This is a genomic window from Streptomyces sp. NBC_01428, assembly GCF_036231965.1.
Lineage (GTDB): Bacteria > Actinomycetota > Actinomycetes > Streptomycetales > Streptomycetaceae > Streptomyces.
This window is the reverse complement of record NZ_CP109499.1, coordinates 7,139,012-7,163,454: the sequence shown is the minus strand read 5'-3', so window position 1 is coordinate 7,163,454 and position 24,443 is coordinate 7,139,012. Positions and strand designations below refer to the sequence as shown.

Annotated in this window: 22 protein-coding genes; 8 read left to right on the top strand and 14 right to left on the bottom strand. The window is 72.2% G+C overall.

Annotation, left to right across the window (positions count from 1 at the left end; genetic code table 11):
- Positions 1–57: 57 nt before the first annotated feature.
- The gene (locus tag OG406_RS31045; RefSeq protein ID WP_081223577.1) at positions 58–1,152 is read left to right on the top strand and encodes a DUF5925 domain-containing protein; all 1,095 of its coding nucleotides are present in this window, start codon (positions 58–60) and stop codon (positions 1,150–1,152) included.
- Positions 1,153–1,199: 47 nt separating this feature from the next.
- Here the strand turns inward: OG406_RS31045 and OG406_RS31040 are convergent, their stop codons facing one another.
- Positions 1,200–1,574: a GntR family transcriptional regulator gene (locus OG406_RS31040; RefSeq protein ID WP_266612457.1), complete on the bottom strand. Its 375-nt coding sequence runs from the start codon at positions 1,572–1,574 to the stop codon at positions 1,200–1,202.
- 70 nt (positions 1,575–1,644) lie between these two features.
- Between OG406_RS31040 and OG406_RS31035 the strand changes: the two genes are divergently transcribed.
- Positions 1,645–2,583, top strand: a complete 939-nt coding sequence (locus OG406_RS31035) for a GNAT family N-acetyltransferase (protein WP_266612459.1) — start codon at positions 1,645–1,647, stop codon at positions 2,581–2,583.
- Positions 2,555–3,055: a DUF402 domain-containing protein gene (locus tag OG406_RS31030; RefSeq protein ID WP_164372557.1), complete on the top strand. Its 501-nt coding sequence runs from the start codon at positions 2,555–2,557 to the stop codon at positions 3,053–3,055. Before OG406_RS31035 ends, OG406_RS31030 begins: the two co-directional genes overlap by 29 nt.
- A gap of 93 nt (positions 3,056–3,148) precedes the next feature.
- Here OG406_RS31030 and OG406_RS31025 read toward each other — a convergent pair whose 3' ends face one another.
- Entirely contained in the window at positions 3,149–3,781 is a 633-nt protein-coding gene (locus OG406_RS31025) for a class I SAM-dependent methyltransferase (protein WP_164372558.1), read from the bottom strand.
- Positions 3,782–3,950: 169 nt separating this feature from the next.
- Between OG406_RS31025 and OG406_RS31020 the strand changes: the two genes are divergently transcribed.
- Complete coding sequence (locus tag OG406_RS31020) at positions 3,951–4,085, top strand: hypothetical protein (RefSeq protein ID WP_266854661.1); 135 nt, start codon at positions 3,951–3,953, stop codon at positions 4,083–4,085.
- Positions 4,086–4,116: 31 nt separating this feature from the next.
- Here OG406_RS31020 and OG406_RS31015 read toward each other — a convergent pair whose 3' ends face one another.
- Complete coding sequence (locus OG406_RS31015) at positions 4,117–4,608, bottom strand: GNAT family N-acetyltransferase (protein WP_164372610.1); 492 nt, start codon at positions 4,606–4,608, stop codon at positions 4,117–4,119.
- A gap of 243 nt (positions 4,609–4,851) precedes the next feature.
- Here OG406_RS31015 and OG406_RS31010 point away from each other — a divergent pair, with 243 nt between their 5' ends.
- Positions 4,852–5,874: a lytic polysaccharide monooxygenase auxiliary activity family 9 protein gene (locus OG406_RS31010; RefSeq protein WP_329188928.1), complete on the top strand. Its 1,023-nt coding sequence runs from the start codon at positions 4,852–4,854 to the stop codon at positions 5,872–5,874.
- Between the two features lie 67 nt (positions 5,875–5,941).
- On the opposite strand, the gene OG406_RS31005 is transcribed toward OG406_RS31010, so the two are convergent.
- Positions 5,942–6,802: an esterase/lipase family protein gene (locus tag OG406_RS31005; RefSeq protein ID WP_329188926.1), complete on the bottom strand. Its 861-nt coding sequence runs from the start codon at positions 6,800–6,802 to the stop codon at positions 5,942–5,944.
- Between the two features lie 172 nt (positions 6,803–6,974).
- The gene (locus tag OG406_RS31000; RefSeq protein WP_081223584.1) at positions 6,975–7,421 is read right to left on the bottom strand and encodes a MarR family winged helix-turn-helix transcriptional regulator; all 447 of its coding nucleotides are present in this window, start codon (positions 7,419–7,421) and stop codon (positions 6,975–6,977) included.
- A 219-nt stretch (positions 7,422–7,640) separates the two neighbouring features.
- On the opposite strand from OG406_RS31000, the gene OG406_RS30995 reads away from it, so the two are divergent.
- Complete coding sequence (locus tag OG406_RS30995; protein WP_329188924.1) at positions 7,641–8,015, top strand: cupin domain-containing protein; 375 nt, start codon at positions 7,641–7,643, stop codon at positions 8,013–8,015.
- Positions 8,016–8,065: 50 nt separating this feature from the next.
- Here OG406_RS30995 and OG406_RS30990 read toward each other — a convergent pair whose 3' ends face one another.
- Together OG406_RS30990 and OG406_RS30985 are read right to left on the bottom strand one after the other, a co-directional pair.
- Positions 8,066–9,040 (bottom strand): DNA polymerase Y family protein, encoded by a 975-nt coding sequence (locus OG406_RS30990; protein ID WP_266612473.1) that lies wholly within the window; start codon positions 9,038–9,040, stop codon positions 8,066–8,068.
- Positions 9,037–12,648 (bottom strand): DNA polymerase III subunit alpha, encoded by a 3,612-nt coding sequence (locus OG406_RS30985; RefSeq protein WP_329188922.1) that lies wholly within the window; start codon positions 12,646–12,648, stop codon positions 9,037–9,039. The genes OG406_RS30990 and OG406_RS30985 overlap by 4 nt, the downstream gene beginning before the upstream one ends.
- Before the next feature lie 153 nt (positions 12,649–12,801).
- Between OG406_RS30985 and OG406_RS30980 the strand changes: the two genes are divergently transcribed.
- Complete coding sequence (locus OG406_RS30980) at positions 12,802–13,860, top strand: DUF3533 domain-containing protein (protein ID WP_329188920.1); 1,059 nt, start codon at positions 12,802–12,804, stop codon at positions 13,858–13,860.
- A gap of 94 nt (positions 13,861–13,954) precedes the next feature.
- On the opposite strand, the gene OG406_RS30975 is transcribed toward OG406_RS30980, so the two are convergent.
- The 6 genes from OG406_RS30975 to OG406_RS30950 all read right to left on the bottom strand — a co-directional run bounded on the left by OG406_RS30975 (position 13,955) and on the right by OG406_RS30950 (position 22,329).
- Complete coding sequence (locus OG406_RS30975) at positions 13,955–15,037, bottom strand: S1 family peptidase (protein WP_326843509.1); 1,083 nt, start codon at positions 15,035–15,037, stop codon at positions 13,955–13,957.
- Positions 15,038–15,325: 288 nt separating this feature from the next.
- A complete protein-coding gene (locus tag OG406_RS30970) occupies positions 15,326–16,309 on the bottom strand; it encodes a slipin family protein (protein WP_266854867.1) in 984 nt (327 codons plus the stop codon).
- A 243-nt stretch (positions 16,310–16,552) separates the two neighbouring features.
- A complete protein-coding gene (locus tag OG406_RS30965) occupies positions 16,553–17,452 on the bottom strand; it encodes a S1 family peptidase (RefSeq protein WP_164372565.1) in 900 nt (299 codons plus the stop codon).
- 265 nt (positions 17,453–17,717) lie between these two features.
- Positions 17,718–18,500 (bottom strand): DUF1684 domain-containing protein, encoded by a 783-nt coding sequence (locus OG406_RS30960; protein WP_164372566.1) that lies wholly within the window; start codon positions 18,498–18,500, stop codon positions 17,718–17,720.
- Positions 18,501–18,650: 150 nt separating this feature from the next.
- The gene (locus OG406_RS30955; RefSeq protein WP_164372567.1) at positions 18,651–20,555 is read right to left on the bottom strand and encodes an FAD/NAD(P)-binding protein; all 1,905 of its coding nucleotides are present in this window, start codon (positions 20,553–20,555) and stop codon (positions 18,651–18,653) included.
- A 502-nt stretch (positions 20,556–21,057) separates the two neighbouring features.
- Complete coding sequence (locus OG406_RS30950; protein WP_267050376.1) at positions 21,058–22,329, bottom strand: DUF5685 family protein; 1,272 nt, start codon at positions 22,327–22,329, stop codon at positions 21,058–21,060.
- A gap of 288 nt (positions 22,330–22,617) precedes the next feature.
- Between OG406_RS30950 and OG406_RS30945 the strand changes: the two genes are divergently transcribed.
- Positions 22,618–23,058, top strand: a complete 441-nt coding sequence (locus tag OG406_RS30945) for a cell division protein SepF (protein ID WP_081223594.1) — start codon at positions 22,618–22,620, stop codon at positions 23,056–23,058.
- A gap of 50 nt (positions 23,059–23,108) precedes the next feature.
- Here OG406_RS30945 and OG406_RS30940 read toward each other — a convergent pair whose 3' ends face one another.
- On the bottom strand, positions 23,109–24,299 hold the full coding sequence (locus OG406_RS30940; RefSeq protein WP_164372568.1) for an acyl-CoA dehydrogenase family protein: 1,191 nt from the start codon (positions 24,297–24,299) through the stop codon (positions 23,109–23,111).
- Positions 24,300–24,443: the final 144 nt, after the last annotated feature.

Here is a 24,443-nt window from a genome sequence, read left to right as displayed (position 1 = left end):
CGCGACGCACTGCGGAAACCGGGTGCATGGGACGCCCGGGTGACGGATCATGGCGGCATGTCTGCGAACCCACACGACGCTCTGCCGATCAGGCTCAACGTCGACGACAGCGACTCGCCGTCGGACGTCGTCGACGCGCTGTTCCTCGGTCGCTTCGCGACGGGCGAGCAGCCGCACTCGCACGCCGCGAACATCGACCGTGTACGGTCCGGAGCCACCCTGCTCCCGCCCGGCGCCCGCGTGCTGCGCTCCGCGCGGGACGACGACCGCAGCGCGACGCTCGCCGAGGGCGACGGCTGGACCCTTCTGGTGTCGCGCTGGAACAGGGGCGCGGACGTCACCGTGACCGCGACGAGCGTCGAGCTGGCCGAGAAGGTGCTGAACGAGGCGACGGACGGTGCCACGGACGAGCCCGAGCCGCAGCCGGAGAACGTGACGATGGGCTTCTGGTACGTGTCGCCGCGGCGCGGCCCGCACCGCACCACCCGGCAGATCTCCGCCGGGACGTGGGAGGAGGTCCGCGCCAACTACACGGCGCCGGTCGCGGACGCGATGGACGGCCTGATGAAGACGACCCCCGAGGACATCGCGGGCCGGCTGCTGCTCCTGCACGGTCCGCCGGGCACCGGCAAGACGTCCGCCCTGCGCACCCTGGCCCGTTCCTGGCGCGACTGGTGCCAGGTGGACTGTGTGCTGGACCCCGAGCGACTCTTCTCCGACGTCGGGTATCTGATGGACATCGCGATCGGCGAGGAGGACGGCACCGGCAAGGGGCGCTGGCGGCTGCTCCTGCTGGAGGACTGCGACGAGCTGATCCGCGGCGAGGCGAAGCACACGGCGGGCCAGGCCCTGTCCCGGCTGCTCAACCTCACCGACGGACTGCTCGGCCAGGGCCGCAACGTCCTGGTGGGCGTCACGACGAACGAGGACCTGGAGCGTCTGCACCCCGCCGTGGTCCGCCCCGGCCGCTGTCTCGCCCGTATCGAGGTCGGACCGCTGACCCGCCGGGAGTCGGTCGGCTGGCTGGGCACCGACGAGGGCGTCCCGCGCGAGGGCGCGACCCTCGCCGAGCTGTACGCGCTGCGCCGCGGTACGACACCGACATCGGTTCCGGACCAGCGCGAGGGCGCGGACGCGGGGCTGTACCTGTAAGGGCGGCGCAGGCTGCGGCGCCCAGGGCACTCCGAGCGCTCCGCGTTCTAGGAGTCCCCCTCGAACGCCGCCCGCAGGGCGTCCCGTACGGCGGCCAGCGCGGCGGTCTCGGTCAGTCCGAGGCGGTGCGCCCGGTCGGCGTAGGCCTGCGCGGCCGACGCCGCCTGGTGCGCCGCCGCGTCCCCGGCGGCGGCCACGAACGTCCCGTTGCGGCCGCGCGTCTCGATCACCCCGTCCGATTCGAGGGCCCGGTAGGCCTTGGCGACGGTGTTGGCCGCGAGGCCAAGCGACTCGGCCAGCCCCCGCACCGTGGGCAGCTTGTGGCCGACCGGCAGCGCGCCGGACCTGGCCTGCTCGGAAATCTGGGCGCGCACCTGCTCGTACGGCGCGGCCCCCTCTGCGATGTGGATCTTCAGGGTCACCCGGCGATTGTCCCGCACCCGGGGAAAAGGGGAGGCATCCGCACGCGGTCTGCCCGTAGCGTTCGCTGCCATGACACTGATCGTCCGTGAGGTGCGTCGCGGGGACCCGGTGGACGCCGCGAGCTTCGCGCGCATCCGTCACGAGGCTCTCCCCTTCGTGCTCTTCACCCCGCAGTCCATCGCCTACGACGTCGAGCACGCCCATCCCGACGCGCACTACCGGCCGTTGCTGGCCCTGGAGGACGGCGAGCCGGTCGGCACCGCGCAGGTGGGCATCGTGTACGACAGCCCCGAGCCGGGTCAGGGCTACGTCAACGTCTATGTGCACCCGGAGCGGACGGGCCGCGGCGCGGGGTCGCTGCTGGTGCGCTCCGCGGAGGAGCGGCTCGCCGCCCTGGGCGCGACCCGGCTGTTCGCCTGGGTGCTGGACGCGCCCGCGAACCGTGCCTTCGCGGAGAAGCGCGGCTACCGCTCGGCCCGTTCCGCGCACTTCCTCCGCCTCGACCTGGCGAACGGCGAGCTGCCGCCGCTCCAGTCCCCGCCCCCCGGCGTCGAGGTGCGCAGCGGGGCGGACTTCGCGGACGACCCGCGGCCGTTGTTCGTCCTGGACGCGGAGACGCTCCTCGACGAACCCAGCGACGTCGACCGGGAGTTCACGGACTACGAGGCCTGGCTGGAGGAGACCTGGCGTCATCCGCTCCTCGACCACGAGCTGACGTCCGTCGCTCTGGTGGACGGCCGGCCGGCGGCGTTCAGCGCGGCCCGCACCGACGGCGGCAGCCGCTACGGCACCGTGATGACGGGCACCGCCCGTGCCTTCCGGGGCCGCGGTCTCGCCAAGCTCGCCAAGAACCACTCCCTGCACCGCGCCCGCGCGGCCGGCTTCCGGGAGGCGTTCACCGGCAACGACACGGACAACGGGCCGATGCTCGCGATCAACAAGTGGTTCGGCTACGAGGTGTGCGCCACGGAGGTGAAGTATGTCCACGAACTCGGCGGGGGCTCCTGACCCGGTGGAGATCGTGCTCGTCAAGGCGGGCCGTACGAAGATCAGTTACCCGGCGGAGCTGCTCGCCGACGACGGGACGCGGGTCGTGGTGCGCGCTCCCTGGGCCGGCGACACCGCCCGGGACTTCGGCTTCGTACGGTTCGAGCGGGGTGACGTCTTCACCGAGTACTACTGGCGGGACCGGTGGTACGCGGTGAAGGAGGTACGGGACGCGGCGGGCGTGCGGAAGGGCTGGTACTGCGACGTCACGCGGCCCGCCACCGTCTCCGCGGGGCGCCTGGTGGTCGAGGATCTCGACCTGGACCTGTGGCGCTCGGCCGACGGCACGGAGGTCCTGCGGCTGGACGAGGACGAGTTCGCGGAGAGCGGCCTGGCGGCCACCGACCCGGCGGCGGCGCTCGCCGCCGAGAAGGCCCTGGACGACCTCGAACGCCTGGCCCGCGAGGGCGGTTTCGAAGCGCTGCTGGAGTAGGCGGGTTCCGCCGGCACCGGCGGCCTCTTCGGAGCGCCGGTGCCGGCGGCTCCCGGGACCGGCATGGTGCCGGTCGGGCCGTGTCGCCCGGGGTCAGAAGGTGGCCACCACGGCGAACCTCTCGTCGTCGACCTCGTGGCCCCACAGCCGCGCGTCGTCCGACAGCGGCTCCACGCGCAGCCCGGCGCTCTCGCCCGCCTCTGCGACCAGCGGCCGGAGCAGGGCGGTCAGCCGGTCGGCGGAGAGACCGACCGGGTGCACGGTCCCCCAGACGCCCTCGACGAGGACGAGCCGGCCGCCCGGACGCAGGAGCCCCCGCCAGTGCCGCAGCACGCGCTCGGGGGCGGGCAGGGTCCAGAGCACATGGCGGCAGAAGAGCACGTCGTAGCGCTGCTCGCCGACGGGGGGTGCCGCCGCGTCACCGACGAGGAACGCCGCGTCACGGCCGGCCAGCTTGGCTCTGGCGCGGTCGATCATGCGGGGCGAGAGATCGACCCCGGTGACACGGTGTCCCTCCTCGGACGCGAGGAGGGACAGGCTTCCCGTACCGCACCCCACGTCGAGCAGGTCGCCCGGCCGGTCCGGCAGCCAGGTCCGCAGCCGGGCCGCCCAGGCCGCGCGGACCGCCGGGTCGCGCAGGCCGTGGTCGGGCTCCTCGTCGAACGTGGCGGACTCCGCGTCCCAGTCGACGCCCGCCCCTGGATTCGTCACGCTGTCGCTCACCATGCGTCCCATCGTGTCAGCCGCCACTGACAGTCCGGCGGGGCCGCCGGGGCGGGCCGGCCGGGCAAGGACGTGACCGGCGCCACAGACAGATCGCCACCGATGAGGAACTCTCCCCCGAAAGGTCTACCTCCGTACACCATCGGGATCCGGTAGACGCGAGGAGGCAGCCATGCGCCGTGCGACCGTGCAGAAGCCCCTGAGGAAGTCGGACTCCCGCCGTGTACGGGACGAGGCCGACGAACGTCCTGCCGCGCGCCCCGAGATCCGCAAGGACATCGCGCGCACCTGGTGGCCGGACGGCTGAGCCGCCCCGCCGGACCGGCGCGCGGCCCCTGTCAGCCGAGGCGCTTGCGGTAGTGGACGCGGTCGTAGGGCCCGTCCACGCGCCGCTCGACGACCTCGTACCCGAGCTTCGGGTAGATCTTCTGGTTCTCCCACATCATCGCGTTGGTGTAGAGCCTGACCTCGTCCAGTCCCCGAGCACGCGCGTGTGCGTCGACGAATCGCAGCAGTCGTCCCCCGATGCCCTTGCCGTGGGCGTCGGGCCGCACGGCGACGATGTCGAGGTACAGGTGGTCCGGCCGCTCCTCGACGACCACGAGTCCGGTCACCGGCTCCCCCGTGACGAACACCCGGCCCGCCGCCACATTGGCCTCGTGGTCGGCCGTCATGGGCGCGGGCACGACGCCGATGCGCTCGACGTACGGCTCGAAGGCGGCGTCGATCACGGCCCGTACCACGGCCACGTCACCGGCAGCGGCGCGCCGCACCCCGAACGCCGCGAGCCGCTCTCCGGGCTCCCGGAACCCGCCTGATCCCCCGGGCATCTCCGTCATACCCCGCACGCTACCCACAGGCCGCGGCGCACCGATGCCCAGCCGGGCCCGCGCTCCCTTCCTGAGCCCCCCGTTAGCCCCGCCTTAACGGCGCCATAAGGATCCCCATCACCCGTCCCCAGCAGGCGATTTCACGGATTCCTGGGGCTAGTTTCTGATCACCCCCACGGGATCCCCGCACGAACGGTGTGCGGGGCTCGCCCCCCGCATCAGGATCGTCCGAGGAGTTCCCGCATGTCTGCACGCCGCAAGGCCGCCGCTGTCGTCGCCGTCGGCATCGCCCCGCTCGCCCTGTCCGCGCTGGCCGCCGCGCCCGCGTCGGCGCACGGCACGATGGGGGACCCGGTGAGCCGGGTGTCCCAGTGTTACGCGGAGGGTCCGGAGAGCCCGAAGTCGGCGGCCTGCAAGGCGGCGGTCGCCGCGGGCGGCACGCAGGCGCTCTACGACTGGAACGGCATCCGCATCGGTGACGCGAACGGGCAGCACCAGGCGCTGATCCCGGACGGCAAGCTGTGCAGCGCCGACAGCGAGGAGTTCAAGGGGCTCGACCTGGCGCGCGCCGACTGGCCGGCGACCGGCGTGAGCAGCGGGGCGTACACCTTCAGGTACCGGGTGACGGCGCAGCACAAGGGCACGTTCAAGGTGTACATCACGAAGTCCGGCTACGACCCGTCCAAGCCGCTGGCCTGGGCCGACCTCGATCTCGCGCACCCCGTCGCGACGGTGACCGACCCGACCGCCTCGAACGGCTTCTACAGCTTCTCCGGCAACCTCCCGGAGCGTTCCGGCAAGCAGCTCCTGTACGCCGTCTGGCAGCGTTCGGACAGCCCGGAGGCCTTCTACTCGTGTTCCGACGTGGCGTTCGGCGGCAGCGGTGACGGCAACGGAGCGGGCGGCGGGACCACTCCGGTGCCGACCGCCTCCGCGCCCTCGGACGAGCAGATCGCGGACGGCAGCGACAAGTCGACGGTGGAGCACCACGGTCACGGAGACGGCGACGCCGGTACGTCGGCCGAACCGACGGCGAGCGCGAGCGCGAAGGCGGCCGGCGTCGCCGAGGACACGGAGACCACCACGGACGCCGCGGCGAACCAGCCGGAGGCCGCCGGTTCCTCCGCGAACCTCGCCGAGACCGGCGGTGATTCCACCACCCCGTACATCGCGGTCGGCGGTGCCGCCGTCCTGGCGCTCGGCGCCGCGACCCTGTTCGCGTCGGTGCGCCGCCGGGCGACCCCGGGCGGCCGGCACGGCCGCTAGGCCGTGTCCTGGACCACGGACTCCGGGGGCTGACCGGCGGCTCAGGCCGGTCAGCCCCCGGCTGTGTTCAACTGAACACGGACGCGCAGGTGGTGGCGGAGGCGTGGGCGGGATCGAGGGCGTTCGCCACCTCGTGGTAGGCGATCCGGTCGACGATCCCGATGGCCACGTGCTCGGAGAGGTCCAGGCCGCACAGGTTCTGCAGCAGGACGTTGTGGACGTCGGATCCGCTCAGGAACTGCGAGGTGTACGGCGTGACCACCTCGTCGTACTTGGTGGCGATGACCGTGTAGTGCACGCCGGGGACGGTGTCGCCGCCCGCGTTGAGTTTGGTCAGGAACGCGGAACCGGCGACCTGGTCGGCGAGTCCGGGAGTCGCCGACGACAGCAGGTCCGCCGCGCCGGGGAAGTACGGAAGCAGGTTGGCCAGGCCGCTCAGGGTCGTGCCGTGGTTGTCGGGGGCGATGCCGACGAGGGCGTTCACCTTGGCGGCTCCGCCGAGGAACTTGAGGTAGTAGCGGGGCATCATGCCGCCCTGCGAGTGGCCGACCAGGTCGGCCTTGGCTGCGCCGGTCGCGGCGAGCACCTTGTCGACGAAGATCTGGAGCTGCGCGGCCGACTTGTCGATGGGACCGAGGCCGTTGAAGAGGGGGACGCCGGGGAGCTGGCCGTAGTCGAGGGAGAAGACGCAGTACCCGCGGCTGGTCAGGTAGGGGGCGAGGGCCAGCCAGTTGTCCACGGAGTTCCCGAACGTGCCGTGGACGAGGACGACGGGGCGGGGATGCGCGGCGGACGGCTTGCAGGAGTAGTTGTTCCAGCCACTGCTGGGGGCGGAGGCGGCCTGGGCCGTGGCGGCGGGGACGACCGCGACGGCGGCGGCCAGGAGCAGGGCGGCCAGGGGTCTGAGCACTCGGTTCCAGGGCAGCATCGTGTGATCTCCTTGCGGCTCAAGGGAGTTGCGACGGCGTACGCCCTGTGATCCGGATCACGAGGATGCTGTTCACTCGTCAAGTTACGAGCGAGTAGCACGCGTGTGAAGTTACGCGTCAGTAAAAACTTTCAGTGGTAGCCGATGAGGGATGCCACGGTCCTTCAAACCGTCACCAGGCGGGCCTGATGGGACCGTAGGGCGCGATGCGCAGCAGACGCGTATACAACGCGCGCATGTCACCCTCACCGAGCAGTTCGCCCCACGTCCGCACGGCGTCCGCCGCCGCCTCTTCGGCCGCACGGGTGCACGCCCGCCCCCGCTCGGTCAGCAGGATCAGCCGGGCGCGGGCGTCCTCCGGGTGCGGCCGGCGTTCGACGTACCCCTTGCGGACCAGCTCGTCGACGAGCTGACTGGCGGCCTGCTTGGTGACCCCGAGATGCGCGGCGAGATCGGTGACCGTCGCCCCGTCCGCCGAGAGCCGCGCGAAGGCGAACCCGTGGGCGGGCCGCACGTCGTCGAATCCGCGGGAGACCACACCCTCGTGGATGCGGCGGGTCAGCTCGCCGGCGGTGGCGAGCAGGGCGGCGGACAGGGCCATGGCCTCGGAGTTCTGCACGCAGGCATTGAAACACCCTTGACGAATCAGTCAAGCAGCTTGACTATAAGGACAGCGCACATGGTCAAGCAGCTTGACCATGTGCCGCGTCCGCCCGACCGTACGGGCCGGGGCCGGCCTCGCCGGGTCCCGGGCACCGTCCGGATCCGGACCTCGACCCGACCCCCGATTCCCACCGATCCGATCCACCTGTCCGATCCACCGATCCAGGAGGCACCCGTGCCCGTCGTCCGTTCTTCCGAAGCCGTCGTCCACGAGATGCACGGCGGCCGATTCGTCTCGCACGCCGCTCCGCGCAGCGGGAGCAAGGAGCTGTGCGCCTGGCGCACGGAGCTCCCCGCGGGGCTCCGGGCCCCCGTGCACACCGTCGACCGCGAGGAGATCCTCCACCTCCTCACCGGCGACCTGCTGATCACGCTCGACGGCAGGACCGAGCAGGTCACCGCGGGCGACACCGTGATCGTCAACGCGGGCACCGCGCTCGGCATCGAGAACACCTCGGGGCAGCCGGCGACCGCCTGGGTCACCACCTCCGTCGGCCTGCGGGCGGAACTGGCCGACGGCTCGGTCCTGACTCCGCCGTGGGCCAACTAGGGCCTGTAGCAGGTCGTTCGTCACGCCTCAGGTCGTCACATCCGGCAGCGTCACGCGGCCAGCGTCCCGGGTCCGATCACATGCGGGCCGAACCTCGCCCGCGCCCGGTCCGCGACCTCCTCGATACGGCGGACCTTCTCGTCCACCGGGTCGAAGGTCAGCTGATGGGAGGCCCGCTCGGCGGGCGCGAGCCCCTCGGCGCGCAGCGCGATCGCGCGGACCCGGGCGCGCTGGAGGCCGAGCATCTCGTACATGCGGTACGCGGTGCCGGTCAGGGTCGAGGAGTGCGCGGTCGGCTCCCCGAGGGTGCGGCTGCGCGTGGTCGCGGAGCGGTCGGCGTAGCGCACGGTGAGGGTCAGGGTGCGGCAGACCTTCTCCAGGGCGCGCAGCCGTGCGCCCAGCTCCTCGGCCGCGGAGAGCAGCGCCCGGCGATGCCGGTCGGGGTCCAACTCGTCCCGCTGGAAGGGCCGTTCGGTGGCGAGGGAGCGGGAGGTGGCGTTCGGCACGACCCGGCCGCGGTCGACCCCGGAGGCCCTCTCGTGCAGGTCGCGGCCGGCCCGGGCGCCGGTGAGGCGCTGGAGCGTGGACAGGGGTGCGGCCGCGACCTTGCCAAGGGTGTCGAGGCCGTACTCGCCCAGGGTGCGCGCGGTGGCGGCGCCGACGCCGGGCAGCGCGCCGACGGGACGCTCGGCGAGGAACTCCGTGACGGCGTCCGGGTCCGCGAGCACCACCCGGGGCGTTCCGGGGACGGCGTCGCGCAGCGCCATCCGGGCGAGCATCGGTCCGGGACCGGCGCCGATCACGCAGTCGACGCCGTGCAGGGCGAGGGCGCGGAGCCGGATCAGCGAGGCGAACCCGGCGGGGCCACGGCCGAAGTACCGCTCGGCACCTCGCACGTCGAGCAGTGCCCCGTCGGGTGGCAGCGCCTCGATGACGGGCGTGAACTCCTCCAGTAATCCGAGGAGTTGGGGAAACTCCGCCTCGCGCGTCGGAGGCAGCTGGAAACGTACGCAGAGGATGGTCATCCCGCACTCCCCGGACTCTGGTGCCACAACTTCTTTCCTCCCGCGGGCCCTTCGCCCGCGGGGCGCAGATCGGCCCAGGGGTGCATCTCGTACCCCGTGGACATCCGGATCGTCCGGCCCCCGGCCGGACCTCCGTCACCGGACGCGCCGGACGCTCCCGGCCGCCGGGACTCCCCCGGTTCCTCCGGCGCGCGCGGCGCTGGCTCGGCCAGCCGCGCGGCCACCACGTCGAGGCCGCCCTCAGCGCGCAGTTCGGCCAGTTCGGCGAGGTTCCAGGCGGCGGCGCCCACCACACTGAGGCTGCGCGGGCCGCGGCGCTGCACCACGCCGCGGACGAGCAGCAGCCAGGAGTGGAAGACGGTGTGGGCGCAGGCGTCGTGGGAGTCGTCGAAGAAGGCGAGGTCGACCAGGCCCGTCCCGTCGTCCAGCGTGCTGAAGATGACCCGCTTGCCGGAGCGGATCGGCGGGGTCTGGGTGGCCGCCTTGGCGCCGGCCACCAGCACCGTCTCGCCGTGTCGCGCCGAGCGCAGCCGACGGGCCGTGACCACGCCCAACTCGCCCAGGAACGCCCGGTGGTCGTCCATCAGGTTGCGGGAGGCGTCCATCGAGAGCACGCCCAGTTCGGCGCTCAGCCGCTCCGCCGAGGACAGGTCCGGCAGCCCGGCCGGCGCGGTGTTCCGTCCGCCGGACAGCGGGAGCTGGCCGCCGCGCACCCCGCGGGCGCCTCGCTGCAGTTCGGCCAGGTGCAGTTGCAGGTCACGGCGGTTGGCGCCGAACGCGTCCAGCGCGCCGACCTGGGCGAGCCGCTGGGCGAGCGGCCGGCTCGGCCGGGCCCGTTCCCAGAAGTCGAGCAGCGAGGCGTACGGCTGCCCGTCCGCGATCCGCGCGCCCTCGGCCTCGCTGATGCCGTGCACGTCGGAGAGCGCCAGCCGGACGCCCCAGCGACCGGCGGCGCCGGAACCCGGGCCGCGGCCGGCCGGGACCGAGCCGGAGCCGGAGCCGGAGCCGACCAAATGTGTATCCGCGTCCGTGTCCGCGTCCGTGCCGGCCCCGGAGCCCGCGGAGCCTGAGCCGGAGGCCGAGCCCGACTCGCTCGATTCAGACACCAGTTCGATACGATGAGCGACCGCCGACCGGTTCACGTCCAACGGCAGGATCGGCACCCCGCGCCGCCGCGCGTCCGCCAGCAGCAGCCGCTTCGGGTACATCCCGGGGTCGTGCGTGAGCAACCCGGCGTAGAAGGCGGCCGGGTGATGGGCCTTCAGCCACGCCGACTGGTACGTCGGGACGGCGAACGCGACCGCGTGCGCCTTGCAGAAGCCGTACGAGCCGAAGGCCTCGATGATCTCCCAGGTGCGCGCGACGGTCTCGGCGTCGTACCCCTTCGCGGTCGCGTGCTGGGCGAACCAGAACCGGATCCGCCCCTGCGACTCGGGGTCGGAGAGCCCCCGGCGCACCCGGTCCGCCTCGTCACGTCCGCAGCCGGTCATGATGTCGACGATGTCGATGATCTGCTCGTGGAAGACGACGACTCCGTACGTCTCCTTCAGCGGCCTCTCCAGGTCCTTGTGCGGGTAGCGGATCGGCGCCCTGCCGTGCCGGGCCTCGATGAACGGCCGGACCATGTCGGCGGCGACCGGCCCCGGCCGGAAGAGCGAGATGTCGACGACGAGGTCGTGGAAGGTCTCGGGCTGCAGGCGTCCGACCAGGTCCCGCTGGCCAGGCGACTCGATCTGGAAGCACCCCAGGGTCTCGGTGGACTGCACGAGCCGGTACGTCGCCGGGTCGCCCGGCGGCGCCGCGTCGATGTCCGGCCGCTCCCCCGTCGCCCGCTCCACCTCGGCCACCGCGTGCGCCATCGCGGACTGCATCCGCACGCCCAGCACGTCGAGCTTGAGCAGCCCGAGGTCCTCGACGTCCTCCTTGTCGAACTGCGACATGGGCAGGCCCTCGCCGCTGGTCGGCATCACCGGCGTACGGGCGAGCAGCGAGGCGTCGGAGAGGAGCACCCCGCACGGGTGCATGGCGATGCCGCGCGGGAGGGCGTCGAGGGACTCGACCAGGTCCCACAGCCTGCCGTACCGGTCCTTCTCCGCCGCCAGTTCGCGCAGTTCGGGGAGTTCGGCCATGGCGGCGCGGGCGTCGCGGGCCCGGACGTGCGGGAAGGCCTTGGCGATCCGGTCGATCTCGGCCGGGTCCAGGGAGAGGGCGGCGCCCACGTCACGGACGGCGTGCCGGACCCGGTAGGTCTCGGGCATGGAGACGGTCGCGACCCGCTCGGTGCCGAACCGGCCGATGATCGCGCGGTACACCTCCAGCCGGCGCGCGGACTCCACGTCGATGTCGATGTCGGGCAGCACCGGGCGGCGCTTGGACAGGAAGCGCTCCATGAGCAGCCCGTGCTCGACGGGATCGGCGTGGGCGATGCCGAGGAGGTGGTTGACCAGGGAGCCGGCCCCGGACCCGCGCGCGGCGACCCGGATGCCCATGTCCCGTACGTCGTCGACGACCTGAGCCACCGTCAGGAAGTAGGAGGCGAAGTTGTGGTGGGCGATGATGTCCAGCTCGTGGTGCATCCGCTCCCAGTAGGCGTGCCGGCCCGCGTAGCCGCGCAGCACCATGCCGGCCGCCGCCCGGGAGGCCAGGACGCGCTGGGCGGTGCGGCGGTCCGCGCCGACGAGACGCGGTTCCGGGAAGTGGACGCTGCCGATGCCGAGGTCGTCCTCGGGGTCGACACGGCAGGCCGCGGCGGTGTCCGCCGTCTGTTCGAGCAGCCGGTGCGCGGTGTCGCGGCGGAAACCGGCCGCCTCGACGATCCGTTCGGCGGCGCCCAGCATGGCGGCCCCGTCCTTGAGCCAGGCCTCGCCGGAGTCCAGCTCGCGCCGGGGGTCGACGGGGACGAGCCGGCGGGCGGCGTCCAGCACGTCGGCGACCGGTCCGAGGCCGGGGTCGGCGTAGCGGACGGCGTTGCTGAGCACGGGGCGCACCCGCTGTTCGGCGGCGAAGCCGACCGTGCGGGCGGCGAGGCGCAGGGAGCCGGGGCCGGTGCCCTGGCGGCCGTGCCAGACGGCTTCCAGCCGCAGGGCGTCGCCGTAGATCTCCCGCCAGGGAACGAGCAGTTCGGCGGCGCGGTCGGGGCGGCCCGCGGCGAGTGCGCGGCCGACGTCGGAGGAGGGGCCGAGCAGCACGGTCAGGCCGTCGCCGTGGTTGTCCGGCCAGGGCAGCAGGGGAGGGCCGCTCCGCCGGGCGTCGGCATGGGTCGCCGTGACGATCCTGCAGAGGTCGGCCCAGCCGGCGGCGCCGTCCCGGGCGAGAAAGGTCACGCGGGCCGCCGACTCGTCGATGAAGGCGCCACCGCGCACCGGGGTCCGCCGCCGCTCCGTGCGCACGGGCTCCCCGACCGCCAGGTCCACGCCGAACAGCGGACGGACGCCCGCCTTCGCGCAGGCCTTGGCGAACCGGACGGAGCCCGCGAGACCGTCCCGGTCGGTGAGCGCGAGGGCGTCCATGCCCCGCTCGGAGGCGCGCTCGGCGAGCCGCTCCGGGTGCGAGGCGCCGTATCGCAGGGAGAATCCGGAGGAGGTGTGCAGATGCGTGAATCCCGGCACGCACACCTCCCGACCTGTGAGTCCCTGCGGACTTTCGAACACTAGTTCCCAACCGCCCCGTCTCCACCATAGACCAATTTTCGAACTCTTGTACGACATCCGTTCGGACCCTCCCCACCTGCGCGAACACCGACCGGCTCGGACCGTGGGGGCATGACGCAGACAGCCGGTGACACCGCCCCGCGCCCGTCCTTCCTGACCGAGGCGAAGGACGCCGTCACCCCCCGGGCCACGCTCCTCGTCATCGGCGTGATCGCGCTCCAGCTGCTCTTCATCGCCTCCTACGTGGGCGCGCTCCATGATCCGAAGCCGAAGGACGTCCCGTTCGGCGTGGTGGCCCCGCAGGCGGTGGCCCAGCGGACGGTGACCCGGCTGGATGGGATCAAGGGCGAGCCGCTGGACCCGAGGACGGTCTCCGACGCGGCCGCCGCACGCGAGCAGATCCTGAACCGGGAGATCGACGGCGCCCTGATCATCGATCCCCGGGGCGCCAAGGACACGCTGCTGGTCGCCTCCGGCGGCGGCACCGTCCTCGCCACCACCCTGGAGAAACTGGTCACCACCCTGGAGGCGACCGAACAGCGCACCGTGCGGACCGTCGACGTGGCCCGGGCCTCCACCCACGACTTCGACGGCCTCTCGTCCTTCTATCTGGTCGTCGGCTGGTGCGTGGGCGGCTACCTCTGCGCCTCGATCCTCGCGATCAGCGCGGGGGCCCGGCCCGCCAACCTGCGGCGCGCAATGATCCGGCTCCTGGTGATGGCCCTCGTCGCGATCGTCGGCGGTCTCGGCGGCGCGGTGATCGTGGGCCCGATCCTCGGCGCCCTGCCCGGACCCGTCTGCGCCTTCTGGGGGCTCGGCGCCCTCATCACCTTCGCGGTGGGCGCCGCCACCCTCGGCCTGCAGGGCCTGTTCGGGGTCGTCGGCATCGGTCTGGCGATCCTGCTGGTGGTGATCGCGGGCAACCCGAGCGCGGGCGGCGCCTTCCCGCTGCCGATGCTGCCGCCCTTCTGGAAGGCGATCGGCCCGGCCCTGCCGCCGGGGGCGGGCACCTGGTCGGCCCGTTCGATCGCGTACTTCAAGGGCAACGACATGACCGGCTCCCTGCTGGTGCTCTCGGCGTGGGCGGTGGCGGGCAGCGCCGTGACGCTGCTCGCCGCCGCGTTCCGCACCAGCGCCCCGGCAGGGGCCACCGCCGCGGAACCCTCGTAGCCGGAGACCGCGACCGCGACCGCGTCGGGAACGCCGGGAGCCCCGCTCCCGCGCGGGTGCGCGGGAGCGGGGCTCCGTCGGACCGGGGAGGCCGTCAGCCGATCTGGGCACCGAAGGCGGAGAGCGCCTCGGTGACCGGCTGGAAGAAGGTCTCGCCGCCCGCGGTGCAGTCGCCGCTGCCGCCGGAGGTGAGACCGATCGCGGAGTCGCCGTCGAAGAGCGAACCGCCACTGTCGCCGGGCTCGGCGCAGACGTCGGTCTGGATGAGCCCGTTGACGACGTCGCCGTTGCCGTAGTTCACGGTGGCGTCGAGGCCGGTGACCGTGCCGCTGTGCACCTGGGTCGTCGAACCGCTGCGGGTCACCTTCTCGCCGACGGTCGCCTCGGCGGCCTTGGTGATGGGCTGCGAGGAACCGTTGTAGAGGTCGACCTCGCTCGGGTGCTCCGTGCTCCCGGTGTACTTGACCAGACCGAAGTCGTTGTCCGGGAAGCTGGACTGCTCGTTCGTGCCGATCTCGTTGCCGCCGGCGTCCGACCAGGTGGAGATGGCCTCGGTGCAGTGCCCGGCCGTGATGAAGTACGGCTGGCCGCCCTTGACCACGTTGAAGCCGAGCGAGCAGCGCCCGCCGGAACCGCTGATGGCGTCACCGCCGGCGATGAAGGGCTTGAACTCCCCCTTCGTGCGCTGGAGTTCCACCGCGTTGCCGAGCCCGTCGGTGACCTTGGCGAGCTGGACCCACTCGGCCTTGGAGACCGTGCGGTCCGCGGTGACGACGACCTTGTTGCTCGCCGGGTCGGTCGCCCAGGACGTGCCGGGGATGGTCGCGTCCTTCTTGAGCGTCGTGCGGGCGCCCTTCAGTTCGGCGAGGGAGTTCTCGACGATTCTGGCCTTGGCGCCGGCCGCGGTGACGGCGTCCGCCGCGCTCGCGTCCAGCACGTTGACGACGAGGTGCTTCGACTTCGCGTCGTAGTACGTTCCCGCCGCGTCGGCACCCAGGTCCTTGCCCAGGGTCGAGGCGAGCTTTCCGGCCGCGAGCGCGGAGAGGGTGTGCGGCGTCGAGGCCGTGGGGACCTCACTCGCGTTCGCAGTCTGGAAGGTGACGCCGGCGGTGACGAGTGCGGCGATGCCCGCGCCCGCCATGACGGCACGGCGCCGGGATATGCGTCGGTGCTTCAACTCACGTCCTCCTGTGGGGGGTCGGACCGGGAGGTTGTGGGGACCTCCAGGACCGGAAGGCGTACGGACATGAACCCGCGGAACGACAGAAATGCTCGTTTCGACGCGTCCATGCCAGTTGTTCGCGGCCCACTATTCCGAGACGCACAGGGGACCCACAAGGTCGACTTCAGGACGCGTGGACGACAACCGCCGTACCCCTCCCACGCCGTGACCACCCATGGTCACGGCGTGTCGATTCCCCCTGCAAACACTCTCCGCGGATCAAGACGACGCAGCCTGTGAGGACTAGTCCTGTCTTGTTTTCGACCCCGCGGGAGGCTCGTTCGAGGGCGGAGCGACCGGCTCCCGCACGTCCGCGGACTGCTCGGGCACCGCCGACCACGGTGCCGCGGGGGCCTGTTGCGGCGCGGCCGGTTCTCCGGACTCGCCCACCTGCCGGGGCTCGTCCGGCCGCGCGGACCGCTGGGGCGCGGACTCCTGTGCCCGGACCGGCTGCTGGGGAGGTCCGCCCTGCTGAGCCCGCTCCAGGAAGCGGAGCAGCTCGACGGGGAAGGGCAGCACGAGGGTGGAGTTCTTCTCGGCGGCGACGGCCACCACGGTCTGCAGCAGCCTCAGTTGGAGGGCGGCCGGCTGTTCCGACATCACCTCGGCGGCCTGCGCGAGCTTCTTCGAGGCCTGCAACTCGGCGTCGGCGTTGATGACCCGGGCCCGCCGCTCACGGTCGGCCTCGGCCTGCCGGGCCATGGAGCGCTTCATCGTCTCGGGCAACGACACGTCCTTGATCTCGACACGGTCGATCTGCACGCCCCAGCCGATCGCCGGGCTGTCGATCATCAACTCCAGGCCCTGGTTCAGCTTTTCGCGGTTGGACAGCAGATCGTCCAGGTCGCTCTTGCCGATGATCGAGCGCAGGGAGGTCTGCGCCATCTGCGAGACCGCGAAACGGTAGTCCTCGACCTGGATGATCGCGTCGGCCGCCTCGACGACCTTGAAATAGACGACGGCGTCCACCCGGACCGTCACGTTGTCGCGGGTGATGCCCTCCTGAGCCGGGATCGGCAGCGTCACGATCTGGATGTTGACCTTCCGGAGCCGGTCCACGAACGGAACGATCATCGTGAACCCGGGACCGCGCACTTCAGGACGCAGCCGGCCGAGCCGCAGCACCACGCCCCGTTCGTACTGTTTGACGACGCGGGCTCCGGTCATCACATAGACCAGCCCCACGGACGCGACGGAGACTCCCGCCGCCACCAGTTCCTCGACCATCACGGCCCCCCAGGGTCCGACGTGGGCGCAGCAGGCGTGTGCACAGCGTGTGCTTCGAAGGTAACTCCGCCGACGGAACAAGGGCGAGCCCCCGCACGCCGGTTGCGTACGGGGGCTCGCTCTTGTGCCGGTGGCTCCGCCGTGCGGAGCGCGGTCGTTCTGTCGTGCGGAAGCGGTGTGGGGGGTGCCGGTTCCGTCAGGCGACGAGTCGATCGAGGGGCCGGTCCATCGGTCGGGCGGTGGTCAGCCGACGCTCACGCCGTAGTAGCTCAGCGCTTCGGTGACCGGCTGGAAGAAGGTCGTCCCGCCGGAGCTGCAGTTGCCGCTGCCGCCGGAGGTCAGACCGTAGGCGACGCTGCCGCCGTACAGCGGACCGCCGCTGTCGCCGCCCTCGGCGCAGACCGTGGTCTGGATCATGCCGTAGACGACGTCACCACTGCCGTAGTTGACGGTGGCGTTCAGGGCGGTGACCCGGCCGCTGTGCGTGCCGGTGGTCGAGCCGCGCCGGTAGACCGTGGTGCCCACGCTGGGCGTGGCCGCACTGCTGATCGTCTGGCTGCCGACCGCGCTGGGGTGCGCGACCGAGGTGTTGGTGTAGCGGACCAGCGCGAAGTCGTTGGTCGGGAAGCTGTAGCTGACGTTCGTGCCCAGCTTCGTGGTCTGGCCCGAGTTGGAGTACCAGGTGGAGGCGACCTCACCACAGTGACCGGCGGTCAGGAAGTAGTAGGTGCTTCCGCTGTGCACGTTGAAGCCGAGCGAACAGCGGTAGCCGCCGCCGTAGATGGCGTCGCCGCCGGAGATCAGCTTCTTGAAGGTGCCCGGGGTGTGCTTGATGGTGAGGGCGCCGGCGTTGCCGCCCGCCTGCTCCTTGATCTTCGCGATCTCCGCCTTCGAGACCGTGCTGTCGACGGTGACGACCACGCGGTTCGTCTTGGCGTCGACCGCCCAGGCGGTGCCCGCGACGTCGGACTTGAGGACCGACTCCTTGGCACTGCTCAGCTGGTTGGAGCTGAACGTCTGGGCGTCGGACGCGTTCGCGCTGGGGACCGCGAACGCTGCCGCGGCGACGAGTCCGGTGGTGACGGCGATCAGCCGACTCCGTCTCGCTATGCCACTGCGGGGGGTGGTGCGCTTGATCCTCACGTTTCGTTCCTCCGAAGGGAAGTAAGGGGCCCCCGTTTAGTGGGGTGGTGGGGCCCGTGAGGCGCAGCCGGGAGCCGCCCGTCCGGATTCCGGACAAGCCGTGCTCCTGACAAGCGCTGAGGGGGAGTATTCGGCGGCACGGCCGACAGCCGCAAGGGCGCCTTTCGGCCGTGCCGCGTTCAACTTGCGTACGCCCCAGGGAGGTTGATCGACAGGGCACCGCAGACCCCGGCATCCCCACGCGGCTTCGGGAGTCCCGGGGACCTCAGCCCAGCCGGCGCTCCCCCGCGGCGACGGCCACGCCCAGGGTATTTCCGGGCGGCGGGAAGGGGCAGACGAAATGGTCCGCGAACGCGCACGGTGGAAGCACGGTGCGGTTGAAGTCCACCGTCGTGCGCCCCTCGGCGTCGGGCGCCGCCGGGCGCAGGAACCGGAAGCGGTAACTGCCGTCCCCGCTGGTGGCGTCGGAGAAGACGGCCCACAGGGAGCCGTCGCTCTCGACCGACACCTGGAGGGTGAGGTCCTGCCCGTCGAGGGTGAAGGCGAGGATGCCGCCGATGGGGAGTCCGCGGGCGACTCCGTCGGCGTTCTCGACCCGGACGGTGCGGCTCTCGCCGTACGGGGTGAAGTGTCCCGGCACCGACCAGCGTTCGTCGTAGGGGGTCGCCTCGATGCCGGCGAAGGCCTTCCGGGCGGGGGCGTCGGGGTCGTAGCGGCGTACGCCCCACAGCTCCTCGCGCACCAGGACCACGAACCGGCGGTCGCCGTGTCCGACCCGTGCCCCGTCGGCCGGACCATGGTCGGCGCCCAGCACGATCTCGCCGGTGAACGGCTTTCCGTCGACGGTGAGCCCCTCCTCGGCCACCGCCGTCAGGACCACTCCGTCGCCCTTCACACCCCACAGACCGGGGATGTCCGGAAGTCGCCCTTCCGGATAGTCCTCGACCCAGTGGGTGGCGGTGAGCGAGAGCGGTCCGTACGGCGCGGACACCGCGGCCTCGCGGTGCTCCTGCCAGTGCTTCCAGTCCTCGGGTGCGTCCGTCGTCATGTGATCAACCCTTCCATACGCACTCGGCCAACCCGAGGTGCGAGCGCGCCGTGGTGTCCGTGTATTCCGTGCGGCGCGGGCGCACGGCACGGGAGCCGCCGGCCCGCCGCGCCGTCGTGGGGCCCGGTCCCGCGCCCGTGTCACGGACCGTCAGGCGGCGATGCGGCAGGACAGTGCCCGCAGGAACGTGAGCGCGGCGCGGGCCGTCGCGTCGTTCTGCCGGAAGGCCGGCCCGCCGGTGCGCGGCCGGGTGAAGGCACCGGAGCCCCGGGCGTCGGTGTGCGGTCCGAGCGCGAAGCGTCTGGGGTGCGGGGTGCCGTCGTGGTCCAGGATCCGTCCGTCGGCGGGGTCGACGGCGAGGAGCCCCTCGGGGGTCGCGGCGGCTCCGTCGGTGTACAGCTCGCGCAGCAGGGTGTCCCGGGTGCGCTCGACGGTGGGGTGCGGCAGCCGGGCCTCGACGAGCGCGCGGGCCTCGACGACCGTGCCGGGCACGGTGGCGCCGGACGCCCGGAAGACCCCGTCCTCGGCGGTGAGGGTCATGTCCGGGCCGAGGAACCTCAGGATGCCGGCCCGGGACAGGGCGAGCATCTGCCGCAGCCGGGGCCCGGGCGGTCCCGAGGCCAGGTAGCTGAAGAACCCGTGCCACCACGGACCGATGTCGCCGAGCCGGACCAGTTGCCCGTAGACCGAGAGGAGTCCGAGGAAGACGGCCAGGTCGGGGCTGCGGGAGGCGTCGTGCCGCCGCTCCAGATCGTCTTCGATGTACGTCCGCAGTCCGCGCTGGAGATCCTCGTACGAGGTGTGCCGCACGCCCTCCAGCGGCCGGTCGAGCGCGGTGAGGTCGAGGTGGTCGGCGGGGTCGGGCACGGCGTCCGCGACCAGCGCCCGGATCTCCTCCCCGGTCCCGGCGGCGTACTTCTCCTCGAAGTCCGGCCACGGGGTGCGGGTGCGTTCGGGGTGGGCGGCGAACAGCCGGTGGTAGTGCGCGAACCCCAGCTCCTTCTCGATCAGCGGCCACACGTCGCGCCGGAAGTCGTGGCCGTCCGGGCGGGCGAGCAGCGCGTCGACCTCGGCGGGCCCGAAGAACCGTGGCAGGGGCGGCCGTTCGCCCTCCCAGTCGTAGCCGATCTTGGAGTGGTAGGGGACGCCGCGCCGGGAGCCGACGTACAGGATCGGCTCCTGTCCGGACGGCCGGTAGCGGTCGCCCTCGAACCGGCCGCCGCGGCCCTCGGTGAGCAGCACCATCAGGTCGACGAAGGCCAGTCCGAAACCGCGGACCAGGACGGGCTCGCCGGGCGCGAGGGCGGACAGGTCGCTGTCGGCGGTGAAGTCCGGCGGCAGGTGGACCAGTTCGTGTTCGCGTGCGTACGCGGCCAACGCGACCTGCTCGGGGTCGAGTTCGGCGTCGAGATGGCCGAGGGTCAGGGCGACGGTGTCGGTGAGGAGCGGGCGGGCCCTGCCTTCCAGCCAGACCTGTTGCCGGCCGTCGCGGGATCCGCTCACCCGCACCGCACGGCACGCGTGCCGGTGCACCCGGATGCCCGGCGGCAGGGCGGCCACCGCCCGCTCGTACACCCACCGGAGATAGGCGCCCTGCTGCGGCCGGCCGGCGAACGTCCGCCCGTCGAGGCCGGCCCAGGTGTCCAGCGTGGGCCCTTCGAGCACGGGTCCGGCCATGTCGACCGTCTCGTCGGTGAACATCGTGACGTCCTGCGCCTCGGAGTTCATCCACAGCAGCGGCGACTGCTCGGTGCGCCAGATGCGCCCGGCGCCCGCCGGATACGGGTCCACGACATGGATGTCGAGCACCGAACCGGCGTACAGCTCGGGCGCGTTGGCGGCGATCCGCTCCAGGAGTCCGGTCCCGCGCGGCCCGGCTCCCACGATCACCAGCGAGGGGCGGCCCGCGGTCGGCGCGCCCCGGTCCCGTGCGATCGGGACCCGCGCGGCGGGGACGTGCGCCGGCACGACGGGGCCGGGCTGCTGCCGGGCGGCGGGCGGGGACACCGGTTCGTCCGGTGCGGGAACGGGGTGCGCAGGGGTGTCGGAGGACATGCGGAGGCTCCGTGATGCGTCGAGTCGAGCACGGGTGCCTTCACACAGGTCACGCCGGACGCCCTGGGGCGCCGCACGGCCGAGCCCCTCAGCAGGGCCGTGGCACGAGAGTACGGCGGCGTTTCCCCTCCGTGTCAAGGGTGTCCGTACTGTGAGCGGTCCGTCTCACATCGGTTGACGTGCCCCCGGATGCCTGTTCCACTTGGCCCATGCATCCACAGCAGTGGCTGGTCAAGCGCTCCCACATCGACTTCGGTCGCGTGTGGTCCTCTTCCTGTTGAGCTGACCGCCTGAGCGCCCGTCCCGGACGGTCGCCCGCCGCACCTGCCGGCGTTTCGCAGCGTTTCCTCACTCCCCGCCTTCACACGCGCACCCCTCCCCTCCCCTCACCGCGCACCACGGAACGGCGTCACGCCCCGTTCCGGGCCAGGACGACGACGGCGCGGCGCACGGCCCGACTTCGGGCCGTGCGCCGCGCCGGCACCCCGTTCGGCGACAGGGTTCAGAGCCCGCAGTCACAGCACGAGCAGCACTCGCAGCATTCACAGCACTGGCACGCCTCGCAGCAACCGCAGTCGCAGTCGCAGTCGTTCAGGCATCCTTCGCGCTTCTTGCGCGACCAGGGGCCCTCGAACTCGTCGGCGCAGCACACCTTGCAGGTGCAGCACAGCCCGACGGCAGCGGCGCAGCCCGCCCAGAATCCGCGCTTGCCGGGGTTCGGGGGCTGGACGGAAGGACCTCCGCCGAAGGGGTTGCCGCCACCGACGTACGGGGTGCCGCCGTGGTGCGGCGGCGGCCCGAAGGCGCCCTCGGGACCGAGCAGGACAGCCGATCCGAGTGAACCCGGAACTCCGGGGGTACCGGGGACATCGTGAAGATCACCCGACCCGTGCGAGCCGTCCGCGGGGTGCCCGCATCCCGACGTCCCGAACGCGCGGTCCACAGAGCGGCCCAGTTCGTGGGCGAGCAGCACATGGGCGAGCCTGCTGTCGGTGAACTCGGCCTCGCGCAGCGCGAGCCGTATACCGTGCAGGGCGTCGTCGGCGAGCCTGCGGGCCTCGGTGAGCGGCGTGCCGGTGGCCGTGAGCGGGTTCCAGGCACCCGACGCGGCGTCAGTTTCCCTGTCCTCCACGGCGTCCAGCAGATGCGCGAGCCGGCCGAAGAGCCGGCCGGCCTCGGCCAGCGGCGCGGCGTTGCCGGGGCGCCCGGCGAGGACGGCGGTGTGGGCGAAGGCCGCCGCGGTGGCCGTCTCGGTGGGTTCCGTCACGGTCAGCAGCGAGGTGCCGGGGCCGGCCAGCGCCTCGATCCCGGTCTGCCGGTCCACCGCGTCGACGAGCACGGCGGTGTCGAACCCGACGTCGGACCCGGTCCGTGCTCCGGCCCGCCCCCAGCTCGCCGCGACCCGGCGAGCGGCGAGCGCCACCGGCCTGCGCGCCAAGAGGCCGTCCCCGTCGGCGACGTGATCGCTCACCTTGGCCGAGGCGAGGACCAGCGAGACGGCCGCGGCGAGCCGGGCACCCTCGCCCTGGGCGACGGAGGCGGTGCGCATGCCGCGCAGCGGACAGGGGCCGGCGGTGCGCCGCCATCCTGTGGCGCGCTCGGCCTGAGCCTCCGTCAGAACCGATATGAGCAGGCCGTCGTAGTTGGTGACGACCCGTGCGAACTGGCCGTGGTCCCCGCGCAGCGCGAGACACAACCCGCACAGATGGGCCATCCACTGCGCCTTGAGCCCCTCACCGAGACGATGGCTGCAGGGCCTGACGATTCCGAACACGACACTCCCCCGTGACACGTACGACGTTGGGCTGCGGCATCGTATCGACCACCCCGTTCACCCGTACGCCCCGTCGTCACCCGATCGCCGAGAGAAATCATATTTCACTCTCAGTCAGCAGCCGTACGGCACAGGACCCTTGGGGGGCGCGGGCTCTCGACGGATTCGCTGTGCACCAGTACCGTCACGAAACCCCCGCGCGGCGTCTATCCACTTGGCGCGACATCCGCATCATGGACGACCATGGGGATGCGGAAGCACGAAAGACCGCTGTGAGAGGAGGCGTCCATGGGATCGGTGCGCAAGGCGAGTGCCTGGCTTGGCCTCGTCGACGACAACGATGACGAGCGTTACTACGACGACGACTACGCCGAGGGTCAGGAGACCCCTGGCGAGGCCTGGGTCACCGACCCGCGCGTGAAGGTCGCTTCCGAGACGGCGGAGGAGAAGGGCCGCCGGATCGGCACGGTCACCCCGGACAGCTTCCGGGACGCACGCGGTATCGGCGAACTCTTCCGGGACGGCGTCCCGGTGATCATCAACCTCACGGCCATGGAACCCACCGACGCCAAGCGCGTGGTGGACTTCGCGGCCGGCCTGACCTTCGGCCTGCGCGGCACCATCGAGCGGGTCGCCACCCGGGTCTTCCTGCTGACCCCGGCCAACACGGAGATCGTCAGCGGCGAGGCCGCCGGCCGTCAGACCGACGGGTTCTTCAACCAGAGCTGAGGCAGGGCCGCTCACCGGCCCTGCCCCACCGGGGTTCCGGGAACGGGTCTCTACCGGAAGGCGTCGAGTCCGGTGAGCGCCTTGCCCAGCACGAGTTGGTGCATCTCGACGGTGCCCTCGTAGGTGAGCACCGATTCGAGGTTCGTGGCGTGCCGCATCACGGGGTACTCCAGGGAGATGCCGTTGGCGCCCAGGATCGTGCGCGCGGTGCGGCAGATCTCGATGGCCTCGCGCACGTTGTTGAGCTTGCCGAAACTGACCTGCTCGGGGCGGAGCCGCCCCGCGTCCATGCGGCGGCCCAGGTGATGGGCGAGCAGGATTCCCTTGTGGAGCTCGACGGCCATGTCGGCGAGCTTGGCCTGGGTGAGCTGGAAACCGCCGATGGGACGCCCGAACTGCTCCCGCGTCCTCGCGTAGGCGACGGCGGACTCGAAGCTTGAGCGCGCCGCGCCCATCGCGCCCCACACGATGCCGTAGCGGGCGTGGGAGAGGCAGCTGAGCGGACCCTTGAGGCCGACGACCTCGGGCAGGACGGCGTCGGCGGGCAGCCGTACGTCGTCGAGGACCAGTTCGCTGGTCACGCTCGCCCGCAGGGACCACTTGTGCTTGATCTCGGGAGCGGAGAAGCCGGGGGCGTCCGTGGGGACGACGAATCCGCGGATGCCGTCGTCGGTCTGCGCCCAGACGACGGCGACACCGGCGACGGACCCGTTGGTGATCCACATCTTGCGCCCGTTCAGCACCCAGTCGCCGCCGTCGCGCTTGGCGTACGTCCGCATGGAGCCCGGGTCGGAGCCGTGGTCGGGCTCGGTGAGTCCGAAGCATCCGATGATCTCGCCGGCCGCCATGCCCGGCAGCCACGCCTGCTTCTGCTCCTCGCTGCCGAACCGGTGGATGGCGTACATGGCGAGGGAGCCCTGCACCGAGACGAGCGAGCGGATCCCGGAGTCGGCCGCTTCGAGCTCAAGACAGGCGAGGCCGTACTGCACGGCGCTGGCGCCCGCGCACCCGTAGCCCTGGAGCGACATGCCGAGGGCGCCGAGTCCGCCCAGTTCCCGCGCCAGTTCCCTGATGCCGGGCAGCTCGCCCTTCTCGTACCAGTCGGCCACGTGCGGCAGCACCCGGTCGGCGGCCCAGGTCCGCACGGTGTCGCGGATCGCGAGGTCCTCCGCGTCCAGCAGGTCGTCGATCCCGAGCAGATCGGCGGGGTCGAGGGGCGGGAGCTTCGAGGACGCGGACATACGACAGCCTCCGGCGGGGGTGATAACTAGCACCGCTAGTTAATGATCTCGCCCCGACGTTACGACGCAGTGTCCCGCAAGTCCAGGGCGCTTCCCGGCCGGGCGGGTCACGCGGCGAGGTCCGGGACCGCGCCGCGGCAGGCG